The organism is Rhodanobacter sp. Root480, from assembly GCF_001426645.1.
GTDB classification, from domain to species: Bacteria; Pseudomonadota; Gammaproteobacteria; order Xanthomonadales; family Rhodanobacteraceae; genus Rhodanobacter; species Rhodanobacter ginsenosidimutans.
The window spans coordinates 689,319-701,430 of record NZ_LMEX01000001.1; the positions used below are offsets into that span (position 1 = coordinate 689,319).

The 12,112-nt window shown below is 66.5% G+C and carries 9 protein-coding genes; 7 read left to right on the top strand and 2 right to left on the bottom strand.

Translation table 11 applies throughout. From position 1 onward, the window contains the following. Positions 1 to 113 precede the first annotated feature (113 nt). The 6 genes from smc (at position 114) to ASD22_RS03375 (ending at position 9,030) form a co-directional block, all read left to right on the top strand. Positions 114 to 3,614 (top strand): chromosome segregation protein SMC, encoded by a 3,501-nt coding sequence (smc, locus tag ASD22_RS03355; RefSeq protein ID WP_056078869.1) that lies wholly within the window; start codon positions 114 to 116, stop codon positions 3,612 to 3,614. 12 nt (positions 3,615 to 3,626) lie between these two features. Then, a complete protein-coding gene (zipA, locus tag ASD22_RS03360; RefSeq protein ID WP_056078872.1) occupies positions 3,627 to 4,616 on the top strand; it encodes a cell division protein ZipA in 990 nt (329 codons plus the stop codon). Positions 4,617 to 4,978: 362 nt separating this feature from the next. After that, positions 4,979 to 5,404, top strand: coding sequence for a MerR family transcriptional regulator (locus ASD22_RS03365; RefSeq protein ID WP_056078875.1), 426 nt, complete (start codon positions 4,979 to 4,981; stop codon positions 5,402 to 5,404). Then, complete coding sequence (locus tag ASD22_RS03370; protein WP_056078878.1) at positions 5,401 to 7,746, top strand: heavy metal translocating P-type ATPase; 2,346 nt, start codon at positions 5,401 to 5,403, stop codon at positions 7,744 to 7,746. The genes ASD22_RS03365 and ASD22_RS03370 overlap by 4 nt, the downstream gene beginning before the upstream one ends. 177 nt (positions 7,747 to 7,923) lie before the next feature. Next, positions 7,924 to 8,184: a hypothetical protein gene (locus ASD22_RS16585; protein WP_156458930.1), complete on the top strand. Its 261-nt coding sequence runs from the start codon at positions 7,924 to 7,926 to the stop codon at positions 8,182 to 8,184. Between the two features lie 141 nt (positions 8,185 to 8,325). Next, the gene (locus ASD22_RS03375) at positions 8,326 to 9,030 is read left to right on the top strand and encodes a glutathione S-transferase N-terminal domain-containing protein (protein ID WP_056078881.1); all 705 of its coding nucleotides are present in this window, start codon (positions 8,326 to 8,328) and stop codon (positions 9,028 to 9,030) included. Positions 9,031 to 9,567: 537 nt separating this feature from the next. Here the strand turns inward: ASD22_RS03375 and ASD22_RS03380 are convergent. Next, the gene (locus tag ASD22_RS03380; protein ID WP_056078882.1) at positions 9,568 to 10,923 is read right to left on the bottom strand and encodes a cation:proton antiporter; all 1,356 of its coding nucleotides are present in this window, start codon (positions 10,921 to 10,923) and stop codon (positions 9,568 to 9,570) included. 138 nt (positions 10,924 to 11,061) lie between these two features. Beyond that, positions 11,062 to 11,481, bottom strand: coding sequence for a CBS domain-containing protein (locus ASD22_RS16855; RefSeq protein WP_056078886.1), 420 nt, complete (start codon positions 11,479 to 11,481; stop codon positions 11,062 to 11,064). Between the two features lie 114 nt (positions 11,482 to 11,595). Here ASD22_RS16855 and ASD22_RS03390 point away from each other — a divergent pair, with 114 nt between their 5' ends. Then, a complete protein-coding gene (locus tag ASD22_RS03390) occupies positions 11,596 to 12,060 on the top strand; it encodes a hypothetical protein (protein ID WP_162245056.1) in 465 nt (154 codons plus the stop codon). Positions 12,061 to 12,112: the final 52 nt, after the last annotated feature.

Consider the following 12,112-nt stretch of genomic DNA (forward strand, 5'->3'; position numbering starts at 1 on the left):
CTATACTTGAAGCTGTTTGGCACGCCGGAATGCATTGCGGCCACGGCCACCGTTTGGCACAGTGCCCTGTCGCCCGCTGCATGGGCACCACCCGATGATCCACCGATGACCGCATGCGCCTGAGCACCATCAAACTCGCCGGTTTCAAGTCCTTCGTGGACCCGACCACCCTGCACCTGCCCAGCAACATGATCGGCGTGGTCGGCCCCAACGGCTGCGGCAAATCCAACATCATCGACGCGATCCGCTGGGTGATGGGCGAAAGCGCGGCCAGCCGCCTGCGCGGCGATTCGCTGACCGACGTGATCTTCTCCGGCTCCAACTCGCGCAAGCCGGTGGGGCAGGCCACGGTCGAGCTGATCTTCGACAACGCCGACGGCACCATCCAGGGCGAATACGGCCAGTACGCCGAGATCTCGGTGAAGCGTCAGGTCACCCGCGACGGCCAATCCTCCTATTACCTCAACGGCTCACGCTGCCGCCGGCGCGACATCACCGACCTGTTCCTGGGTACGGGCTTGGGCCCCCGTAGCTACTCGATCATCGAGCAGGGCATGATCAGCCAGATCATCGAGGCGCACCCGGAAGAGCTGCGCACGCATCTGGAGGAGGCGGCCGGCATCTCCAAATACAAGGAGCGCCGCAAGGAAACCGAAAGCCGCATCAAGGCCACCCGCGAAAACCTCGACCGCGTGCGTGACGTACGCGACGAGGTGGACAAGCAGCTCGAACACCTGAACCGCCAGGCCCGTGCCGCCGAGCGCTGGAAGGCGCTGAAGGAAGAGCAGACGCGCAAGGAAGCCGAGCTGCGCGCGCTGGAATACCGCGGCCTGAAAAGCCAGCACGAGGGCGAAGGCGCGGGCCTGTCCGCCGCCGAGATCGAGATCGAGAAACAGCTGGCCGGCCAGCGCGAGATCGAGGCGCAACTGGAAACCGTGCGCGAGCGTCACACCGATGCCAGTGAGCATCTGAACGCCGTGCAGGCCGACGTCTACAAGGTCGGCGCCGAGATCGCCCGCGTCGAGCAGCAGGTGCACCACAATCGCGAAACCGCCGAGCGCCTGCAGCGCGCCCAGGGCGAGGCCGAGCGCGAACACGCCGAACTGGCGGCCCACATCGCCACCGACCGCGAACAGATCGAAACCCTGCGCATGGCGCTGGCCGAGGGCGAACCAAAACTCGAAGCCCTGCAGCAGATGCAGGACGAAACCGCCGAAGCCCAGCGCAGCACCGAGGCGAAACTGGGCGACTGGCAGCAGCGTTGGGACAGCCATACGCGCAGCGCCGGCGAATCCAACCGCGCCGCCGAAGTGGAGCGCACCAAACTCAATTACCTGGACCGCCAGGCGGTCGACCTGTCGCGCCGTCGCGAGGCGCTGGAAACCGAACAGAAAGCCACCGACGTGGCCGCACTGGACGCCGCCGGCGAGCAGTTGCATACCGAGCACGACACCCAGCGCGAACGCGTGGAAACGCTGGGCAGCCTGCTCGACCAGCACAAGACCAGCCACGAAAAGGTGCAGGAGGAAGAGCGCCAGCTGCAGTCCGCCCTGAACGAGGCGCGCCAGCAACTGCAATCCGCCCGCGGTCGTCACGCCTCGCTGGAAGCGCTGCAGAATGCCGCGTTGGGCCAGGAGGAAAGTGCGGCCAGCGGCTGGCTGGCGCGGCTGGGTCTGGACAAGGCGCGCCGCCTGGGCGCCGCGTTGCAGGTGGACAACGGCTGGGAATCGGCCGTCGAAACCGTGCTGGCCGGCTTGCTGGACGGCGTGCTGGTGGATGATCCGCTGGGCCTGGTCTCCGAATTCGACAGCCTGGGCGAAGCCGACCTGGCGCTGCTCAATGCCGTCGACGGCGGGCAGGGCGCCAATGGCACGCTGGCGGCCCGCGTGCGCGGCCCCGCCGCGGCCCTGCAATTGCTGTCCAACGTACAGACGGCCGAAACCCTGGACGAAGCGCGCAACCGTGTGGGCGCGCTGGCACCGCAGCAGTCCATCATCACCCGCGACGGCGATTGGCTGGCGCCGCAATGGGCGCGCGTGCGCCGCGCGCAGGGCAACCAGGTGGGCGTGCTGGCGCGCGAGCGCGACCTGCGCCTGCTCACCGAGCAGATCGCGCTGCTGGAAGGCCAGCTGGAAGAAGCCGCTGGCCAGCTCGATGACCTGCGCACGCGCAAGTTCGAAGCCGAGCGCGCCCGCGACGACGCCCAGCGCGAGCTGTACAACGCGCACCGTCGCCAGTCCGAATTGGCCGGCCAGCTGCAGAGCCACCGCGGCAAGCTGGAAGCCGCCCGCGCCCGCGCCGACAAGGTCAGCGGCGAACTGAACGACCTGGCCGCGCAGATTGAAGAGCTGCAAACCCAGACCCGCGACGCCCGCGCCCGGCTGGACGAATCGGTCGGCCTGATGGGCGACATGGAAGACCAGCGGCGCGAACTGGAAAACGAACGCCGGGCGCTGCTCGAAGCACGCGAGGAAGCTCGCATGAACGCGCGCGAAGCGGCCGACCAGTCGCACTCGCTGGCACTGTCACTGGAATCCAAGCGCTCATCGCTGGCCTCGCTGGATCAGTCGCTGAGCCGCATGGATGCGCAACTGCGCCAGATCGAATCGCGCCGCGACCAGATCAACGAGCAACTGGCGGCCGGCTCCGACCCGATCGCCGAACTCGAGGCCGAGCGCCAGACCTATCTCGACCAGCGCCTGCTGGTGGACAAGCAATTGGTGGAAGCCCGCCGCGCGCTGGAGGAATGCGACATCGCGTTCCGCCAACTGGAGCAGCAACGCCACCTGGCCGAACAAGGCCTGGCCGCGTTGCGTGAAAGCCTGTCCGAGAAGCGCCTCGCCGCGCAGGCGCTGCACTTGCGCGCCGAACAACTGGCGCAGGCGATCGCCGAGTCCGGCCTGGAGCTGGAAACCCTGCTGGCCGAACTGGCCGAGGATATCGACGCCAACCAGTGGCGCGCGCAGCTCACCGATATCGGCCACAAGATCGCCCGGCTGGAGCCGGTCAACCTGGCCGCGATCCAGGAACATGCCGAGCAGAGCGAGCGCAAGACCTACCTCGACAACCAGCTGGCCGACCTGGTCAGCGCGATGGAGACGCTGGAGGGCGCGATCAAGAAGATCGACCGCGAAACCCGCCAGCGCTTCAAGGAAACCTTCGACAAGGTCAATGCCGGCGTGCAGGAGCTGTTCCCGCGCCTGTTCGGCGGCGGTCACGCGTACCTGGAACTTACCGGCGACGACCTGCTCAACACCGGCGTGTCGATCATGGCGCGCCCGCCGGGCAAACGGCCGTCCAACATCTCGCTGCTCTCCGGCGGCGAGAAGGCGCTCACCGCGGTGGCGCTGGTGTTCTCCATCTTCGGCCTGAACCCCGCGCCGTTCTGCCTGCTCGACGAGGTGGACGCGCCGCTGGACGAGGCCAACGTGGGCCGCTTCTCCTCGATGGTGCGCGAGATGAGCGAGAAGGTGCAGTTCATCTTCATCAGCCACAACAAGGCCACCATGGAAGCGGCATCGCAGTTGTGCGGTGTGACCATGCGCGAGCCGGGCGTTTCGCGCCTGGTGCAGGTCGATCTGGCGGAAGCAGCTAAACTGGCGGGGGCCGCCTGAGGACACATCATGATGACGCTGCAACCCGTGCTCGCCTTTGCCTGGAATCCCGCCGTCGGCATTCCCATGCTGATCGTGGGCCTGATCGTGCTGGCGCTGATCTGGCTGTTCGGCCAGCCGAAGAAGGAGCCCGGCGCGCGCCGTGCGTCCAGCCATCCGAATCCCGGCGAACGGCGCGAGCCCAGCCTGGCCGACGATGCCGCCTTCGATCCCGCGTTCAACATCTCCGGCCCGCGCGGTTCGGGCGCGCAGCAGGGCGAACTCGATATCGGCCTGCGCGAGGAGCTCGAACGGCTGGGCGCCACGTTGTCCGGCGAACGCAACTCCGCCCCGCCGGTGTCGAAACCGCAGCCGAAACTGGCCGACCACGTGGCATCCATCGTCGATGTGCTGCGCGCACCCAGCCCGCGTGACGAAGCCGCGGCAGCAGAGCCGGTCGTCGAAGCTTCCATCACACCCGCACCCGCAGCACCGGTTGCCAGTGTACCCGTGCCGCCGCCAGCCGCCGCTGCACCGCCACCGCGCTCCGAGTTGGGCAAGCGCCCGGCCCAGTTCCCGGTGGAGCGCATCGTGACGCTGTTCGTGGTGGCCCGCGACGGCGGTCATTTCAACGGCTCCGACCTGGTGGTTGCCGCCGAAAAGGCCGGCCTCGAATACGGCGACATGGGCATCTATCACCGTCTGGTGGACGGCAAGCGCGAGCTGGGGCCGATCTTCAGCGTCGCCAACATGCTGAAGCCGGGCAATTTCGACCTGGCCCGACTCGACAACCTGCGCACCCTGGGCGTGAGCTTCTTCATGACCCTGCCGGCGCCGCTCTCCGCACTCGACGCGTGGGACGCCATGCTGCCCACCGCACAACGACTGGCCGAACTGCTCGATGGTCAGGTGCTGGACGAGGAACGCAACGCACTCGGCCGCCAGCGCGTCGCCCACATCCGCGACGAACTGCGCGGATGGGATCGCGAACACGAAGGCCAGGAAATCATCTTCGGTCGCTGAGCACGTACAACCCGCTGTAGGAGCGCACCCGGTGCGCGATGCTCTTGCCCCCCGTCTCCGGAAACATCTGCGGGAGCGACTTCAGTCGCGATGCCTTTTCAGCCTTGATGCATTGACGTCTGTAGGAGCGACTTCAGTCGCGACGCTTTTGCGCTCGAATGCAGCCTTGGAGCAAGCGCTTTCATCTGTCTGCCTACGGCAGCCGAGCCCCCATGGACTCGCCCGCGTCACAGCCTCGTCACCCCTGCCTCACCGCCGCTCGCACAGCGGCCCCAGCCGTTCCCTCTGAGCGCGGGCCCGAGTCGAAGGGACACTCCTGTGCACTTGACCCTAGACCTTGATCAATGGTCTAGACTGTGGGCATGAACATCCAACCCGCTTCCCTGACCATCGGTGCCGTCGCCAAGCGCGTCGGTGTGGCGATCGACACGATCCGTTATTACGAGCGCGAAGGGCTGTTGCCTGAGCCGCAGCGGAGGGCGTCCGGGTATCGCAGTTACGACGAGGGCGCGATCGCGCAGTTGCGCTTTATCCGGCGGGCCAAGGATCTGGGTTTTACGCTGGAGGAAATCCGCGAGCTGCTGGCGTTGTCGGCGGATCGCCAGCGGGGCGTGAAAGCGGTGAAGCGGCGGGCGCAGCAGCGGTTGGCTGCGATCGAGCAACGCATTGTGGAGCTGCAGCGCGTGCGCGACGGCCTGGCGCAACTGGTGGCCTCGTGCCCGGGCCATGGCAAACCGGAGGATTGCCCGATCCTGCGTGCGTTGGCCGATGACGAGGTGAAGGCATGAGTGCGTCGTGTTGTGGTGGCGCAGCGGCTGCTGCGGAGAAGGATCCGGTCTGCGGCATGACCGTCGACCCGGCGACGGCCAAACACCACGCCGAGCACGAGGGCCACACTTACTACTTCTGCGCAGCCCGTTGCCGCGAGAAGTTCGTGGCCGATCCGTCGGCGTATCTGGAAGAGAAAGTGGCTCCCGTGGCGGCGCCCGCGGGCACGATCTACACCTGTCCGATGCATCCGGAAGTGCAGCAGGTCGGCCCGGGTGAATGCCCCAAGTGCGGCATGGCGCTGGAGCCGATGATGCCGAGCCTGGACGAAGACGACGCGGGCGAACTGGACGGCATGGCGCGGCGGTTCTGGACGCTGCTGGCGCTGACCTTGCCCGTGTTTGTCGTGGCGATGGGGCCGCATCTGTTCGGCTGGCACCTGCCGTCGCCGTGGGGTGGCATCGCGGCTTGGGTCGAGGCCGTGCTGGCGACGGTGGTGGTGCTGTGGGGCGGGGCGCCGTTCTTCCGGCGCGGGTGGCATTCGCTGAAGCCGTGGCAGCCGAACATGTACACGCTGATCGCACTGGGTACCGGCGTGGCGTGGATCTACAGCGCGGTGGCGTTTCTGTGGCCCGGTCTGTTTCCGGCCGGTTTCCGCGACGCGCACGGCCGGGTGGCGGTGTATTTCGAATCCGCGGCGGTAATCGTCACCCTGGTGACCCTGGGCGATTTCCTGGAGCTGCGTGCACGGCGGCGTACGGGGGCAGCGTTGAAGGCCTTGCTGGGATTGGCGCCGAAAAGCGCGCGACGGATTGCCAGCGACGGCGGCGAAAGCGACGTGCCGCTGGACGCGCTCAAGGTGGGCGACATGCTGCGCGTGCGTCCTGGCGAGAAAGTGCCGGTGGACGGCGTGGTGCTGGAAGGCGAAAGCCACGTCGACGAATCCATGCTCACCGGCGAGCCGATGCCGGTGGTCAAGGCAGCGGGCGATCCGCTGGTCGGCGGCACTGTCAACCAGGACGGTGGGCTCACGATGCGCGCGCAGCGGATCGGCAGCGAAACCATGCTGGCACAAATCGTGACGCTGGTGGCGCAGGCGCAGCGCAGCAAGGCGCCGTTGCAGCGCGTGGCGGATCGCGTGGCGGCGTGGTTCGTACCGGCGGTGGTGGCGGTCGCGGTGCTGGCGTTTGTCGCCTGGGCAGCCTTCGGGCCCGCGCCGGCGTTGACGCACGCGCTGATCGCGGCAGTGTCCGTGCTGATCATCGCGTGCCCTTGCGCGCTGGGGCTGGCCACGCCGATTTCGATCATGGTGGCCAGCGGCCGCGGTGCGCAGCACGGCGTACTGTTCAAGGACGCCGGCGCCATCGAGACCCTGCGCGATATCGACACGCTGGTGGTGGACAAGACCGGCACACTGACCCTGGGCAAGCCCGTGCTGACCGAACTGGTGAGTCTGGCGGGGCGGTCGCGCGAACAACTGTTGGCGATGGCAGCGGCGCTGGAGCGTCCCAGCGAACATCCGCTGGCGCGGGCGATCGTGGCGGCGGCAGACGGCGAGAACGCGCCGGCGCTCAAGGTCACGGATTTCCGCTCGCTGACCGGCCGTGGCGTCAGTGCCGTGGTCGCCGGGGCCGACTTGTCGGCGGTCGGTCATGCCGCTGCGCTCGGCAACGCAAAACTCATGAGCGAGTTGCGCATCACGGTGGACGAACGTGCGATGGTTCGCGCCGAGACACTGCGTGCCGTCGGCGCCACCGTGATGTTTCTGGCCATCGAAGGCGAGCTCACCGCCTTGCTGGCGGTGGCCGATCGCATCAAGCCCGACACGCCAGCGGCAATCAACGCGTTGCACGCCGCCGGCTTGCATCTGGTCATGCTGACCGGTGACAGCGCCACCACCGCGCAGAAGGTGGCGCGCGAGCTGGGTATCGATGAGGTTCATGCCGAGGTTTCGCCGGCCCGCAAGGCGGAAGTGGTGAACGCATTGCGTGCCGAGGGTCGCCGCGTGGCGATGGCTGGTGACGGCATCAACGACGCGCCCGCGCTGGCGGCGGCCGACATCGGCATCGCCATGGGTAGCGGCACCGACGTGGCGATGGAGAGTGCCGGCGTCACGCTGGTGAAGGGCGAACTGAGTGCGATCGTGCGGGCCCGGGCGCTGTCGCAGGCCACTGTGCGCAATATCCACCAGAACCTGTTTTTCGCCTTCATCTACAACGCCGTCGGCGTGCCCGTGGCGGCGGGCGTGCTGTATCCATGGTTCGGTATCGTGTTGTCACCGATGTTCGCGGCGCTGGCCATGAGCTTGAGTTCGGTATCGGTGGTGAGCAACGCGTTGCGGTTGAGGCGAACGGCGTTGTAATCGGTGGATACCCGTGTATTGAACGCGTGAAGGCGTCTTCATGTCGTGCAGTCGCGAGCGCAACAAGGGGCGGATTAGGTTCTGCGGCGCGGGCGCGGTGTCATGGTTTTGCCGTGGAACGTGAGCTGTGACTATCGTGATTGCCGCGCTCGCACCTTCTTGCACCGAGGAACTCCCATGAAAATATTGATCGTTGCAGGGTTGGTCGTTGCGTCCACGGTGGCGCTGTCGGCGTGCGGCAAGCACGACGACACCGCGAACAACTCCGACACGGTGCCCAGCACCGCGACTACGGCTTATCCACCGACCACACCGGCGGCTCCCGCGCCGGCGCCGATGCCGCCGGCAACCGCATCGTCAGCCCCGACCTATCCACCGCCGGCGACCACCGCAGGCATGGATAACACCCAGCCGCCGACGGCGCGAACCCGCCCGTAAGGCACACGTTCCGCAACGGATTTGCACGGCGAAGCGAGGCTTGCGCGGACCGCGCTTCGCCTGGCTGCATGTTGGCGTTAGGATCATCCGATCTTCATGCTCGCGGTGCGGATACTCGCGGGCTGTCACTCAGGAGCAACCATGTCAGACCCCTCACGTTTCCCGATCGCCAGCCGCTGGCCGGCGCAACATCCCGATCGGATCCAGTTGTATTCGCTGAACACGCCCAATGGCGTAAAGGCGTCGATCATGCTGGAGGAGACAGGCCTGCCATACGAGCCGCACCTGGTCGACATCACCCGCAACGAAAGCCACACGCCGGAGTTTCTTTCGCTGAACCCCAACGGCAAGATTCCCGCGATCATCGACCCCGATGGCCCGCGCGGCGAGCCACTGGCATTGTTCGAGTCCGGCGCCATCCTGATGTATCTGGCCGACAAGACGGGCAAGTTCATTTCCACCGACCCGGCCCAGCGCTGGCACACGATCCAGTGGGTGTTCTTCCAGATGGCGTCGATCGGCCCGATGTTCGGCCAGGTGGGTTTCTTCAACAAGTTTGCCGGCAAGGAGTACGCCGACAAGCGCCCGCTGCAGCGTTACGTGGATGAGTCCAAGCGCCTGCTCGGTGTGCTGAATGGACGTCTGGACGGCCGTGACTGGATCATGGGCGACGATTACAGCATTGCCGACATCGCCACCGTGGGCTGGGTCAACAACCTGATCACCTTCTACGAGGCGCGCGAGCTGGTCGGTTACGACGCGTTTGCCAGCGTGGGGCGCTGGCTCAATCGGGCGCTGGAACGCCCCGCGGTGCAGCGCGGCCTGAAGATTCCCAGCCGCGGCTGATGGATACCCGTGGCGGGGCAGTGTCGACACTTGAGTGGCCGCGTCACGGGTTGTCAAACGGATGGTGGTGCCACCACCGTCGTGCATCCGCTCAACTCACCGGCTGGACTGGGATGCGGATGCTACGTCGGGGCGACCATGTCCGCACCGCCGGGCAGCTCGCAGGCAGGGTGTCCGCAATGACAGCCGTCAGGCTGATCCGACACCGGTGATTCGACCCGCTTGCGGCAGTGTTCACTGCAATAAGCCTCACCGAGCGGGACGCTGCAATGGCAAGCCGGGTGGGCGCATTGGTGGTTGGCGTTTGCGTTCATCGAGGTGTCCTTGTCATGGTCATGGTGGTGCCGGTGAGCCTGCGGTATTCCCATGGCCTTTGGGGCGGGGCAGGGCGTCGGCCAGATTGCGTGTTCACCGACTGCCCGCAGGCCGGCGCGCTGGTGCGGCGTAACCCGTTGGCGTCATGCGAGCAGAACCCATCGGGCAGTAACAACGCGTGACCTTTTCGTCGAGCAGGCGGCTACATCTGCCGATCGCGGCTCAGGCGTTCGTCCCCGACGCCGCACGGGCGATACGCCGTTGGCGCCATGCCAATAACGGTGGTGTGGAGATGCCATGGACGATGATGCTGAGCACGACGATCGTGATGGCGAAATCCGCCACCAGGGCGGCGGCTTTGCCCTCGATTCCGTGGGCGAGTGCGAATGCCAGGTAGTTCAGGCTGCCAATACCGCGCACGCCAAGCCAGCCAATCAACAACCGACGTGTCCGCGGCAGACCGCTGCCGATGGTGGCCAGGTAAACGGACAGCGGTCGCACGCCGACAAACAGGACCAGCGCCAACACCGCGCCTTGCGCATGCCAATAGCGGGCGAAAGCGGTGCCAAGCAAGACGACCAGCCCTGCGGCCATCAGGCGCTCCAGGGTCGCGCCGAAGGAGAGTGCATCCGACATCACCATGCCGGCAGACGTGGCCGGCTCGCTGATCTCGTCCGGCCCCACCCGGTTGGGGTTGATGAGCATCTCGGCAGGTGGGTGGTCGCGTGGCGCCCGGTCGCGATCGAAGCGTGGATGCGGATGTTGCGCGACCACGCGTATTTCGGCGTGGCGCAATCCCAGCCCCGCTGCGAAGGCCGCCAGGAAGCTGGACGCAGACAACGCCTGGGCGGCGGCGTAGGCCAGCGCCATCAACCCCAACGCCAGAAAATCGCTGGGGCTGGTGTCCCGGCTGGTGGACTTCAAACGCACGCCGAGCAAGCCGATGGCCCAGCCCAGCGCGAAACCGACGCCCAATCCACCCAGCAGCGGCCAGCCGAAATCGCGCCAAGCCCACGAGCCGAGATCCGTTGTGGAATGCGGACCGTCCAGCAACAGTAGTGCCAGCATCAGGAAGGGTAGTGCGGTGCCGTCGTTCAATCCCGCTTCGCCGGACAACGCCAGGCGCATGGCGTCCCTGTCGCGGGCGTCGTCCACGGCCACCATGCTGGCGAGCACGGGATCCGTAGGCGCGGCGATGGCGCCCAGCAGAAGCGCCAGCGGCCACGGCACGGCGAACATGCAATGCGCCATCACGCATACGCCAAGAACCGTCAGCACCATGGCCGGCAATGCCAGCCGCGCCGCCGTGCGCCACATGGCACCCTTGAAGCCCACCCGCAACTTCAAACCCGCCAGAAAGAGTGACACCACCAGCGCAACTTCGGTCAGCTGTGCCGTGAGCACCGCATGGCCGGCGAAATCCACGTCCAGCAGATCAAGCACCCATGGCCCGGTGATAACGCCCGCCAGCAGGTAAAGGCTGAATGACGTCACTGGCAAACGACGGATCCAGCCAGAAGCCAGGGACATCAGCAACAGCAAGCCGCCAATCAACGCAGACCATGCAGTAAAGCCCATCGGGGATCCTTGCGTGCTGGCGTGCTGCACCACGTCGGGCAGTCAGCACGAAAGGCATATCCGGCGAGGGCTTCTGCTGCCCGACGCGCGGGCAGGGCCATCGGCGGGTTGCGGTCGCTGACCTCGGCAGTTCGCGGGTCAGTGCGGGGTCGAGACGCGTTCAGCCACCTGTTGTTTCAACGAGCGGGCGTCGGTTGCCTCCAGGTCAGCCTGTGCCACGATGCCGCAAATCGCACCATTCGCGTCGACGATGGGCACTCGGCGAATGCGATGCCTGGCCATCAGTTGGGCGCATTCCTCCAGCGTGGCATCGTCGCGAACCGTCTGCGCCGGCGCGGTCATGCAGCTGTCGACCGTATCGTTCTGCGCATTGCCGCCTACGGCCACGCAGCGCAGCACGATGTCGCGGTCGGTGATCACACCGATCGGGCGCATCTCGCCGTCGGTGACAGGGATCTCGCCCACATCCTGTTCCAGCATCAGCCGGGCGGCATGGGCCAGCGGGGCGTCGGCGGAACACACGCGTGGACGCGGCGTCATGATGCTCTGAACGTTCATGCTTTCTCCTGGCTGCTTCGCAAAAGGCGCGGATCGATCGACCGCGTCGTGTCTGGCGAGACTGCACGGGGCCCGTTCAACAAAAGGTGTGCGAAGTGTCAAAGCAACCGGCCGATGATCAACGAGGTGCTGCTCGCCCGGGATGTGTCGCTGCGTTCTCATCGCGCTGACGTGCTGGAGCGGATGCTTTCGGCTCACCGAACCGGAGCGACCACCATGGGTGACAACGAACACGGGCATCTGCGCACCAACCATCGTGACGAAGGTGCCAGCGCGCGCACCGACGTCGACATGCCAAAGCCATCAAGCCCGTCAGACGGCAAGCAGGCGAGCGCGCAGGAATTGGCAGGCAGGCAGAGTTCGGGCGATGGACAACAGGGCACCGGCGGTATCGCCAGCGGCGAAGCGACCAGCACGCCCAGCCAACGAGGTAGCCAACCGCATCTCGGTAGCCAGCCCGGCCACGCCGGTAACGCGCCAGGTGGGAGCGGTGAGAACGAGGGCGCCAACGAAGATCGCGTCGGCATTCCCTCCGGGCCTGACGAGATCGACGCCGTCGGGGGCGCACGCAAACGCTGATGGAGGACGTCACGGCCTTCTTGCAGTCACGCATCCAAGCCCCAGCCATGAA

What these genes read in the sequence shown, in the direction of transcription:
- ASD22_RS03370 (WP_056078878.1), top strand. Translation starts at nt 5,401, where the DNA reads ATGAGTGCGTCGTGTTGTGGTGGCGCAGCGGCTGCTGCGGAGAAGGAT.
- smc (WP_056078869.1), top strand. Translation starts at nt 114, where the DNA reads ATGCGCCTGAGCACCATCAAACTCGCCGGTTTCAAGTCCTTCGTGGAC.
- ASD22_RS03390 (WP_162245056.1), top strand. Translation starts at nt 11,596, where the DNA reads ATGATCAACGAGGTGCTGCTCGCCCGGGATGTGTCGCTGCGTTCTCAT.
- zipA (WP_056078872.1), top strand. Translation starts at nt 3,627, where the DNA reads ATGACGCTGCAACCCGTGCTCGCCTTTGCCTGGAATCCCGCCGTCGGC.
- ASD22_RS16855 (WP_056078886.1), bottom strand. Translation starts at nt 11,481, where the DNA reads ATGAACGTTCAGAGCATCATGACGCCGCGTCCACGCGTGTGTTCCGCC.
- ASD22_RS03380 (WP_056078882.1), bottom strand. Translation starts at nt 10,923, where the DNA reads ATGGGCTTTACTGCATGGTCTGCGTTGATTGGCGGCTTGCTGTTGCTG.
- ASD22_RS03375 (WP_056078881.1), top strand. Translation starts at nt 8,326, where the DNA reads ATGTCAGACCCCTCACGTTTCCCGATCGCCAGCCGCTGGCCGGCGCAA.
- ASD22_RS03365 (WP_056078875.1), top strand. Translation starts at nt 4,979, where the DNA reads ATGAACATCCAACCCGCTTCCCTGACCATCGGTGCCGTCGCCAAGCGC.
- ASD22_RS16585 (WP_156458930.1), top strand. Translation starts at nt 7,924, where the DNA reads ATGAAAATATTGATCGTTGCAGGGTTGGTCGTTGCGTCCACGGTGGCG.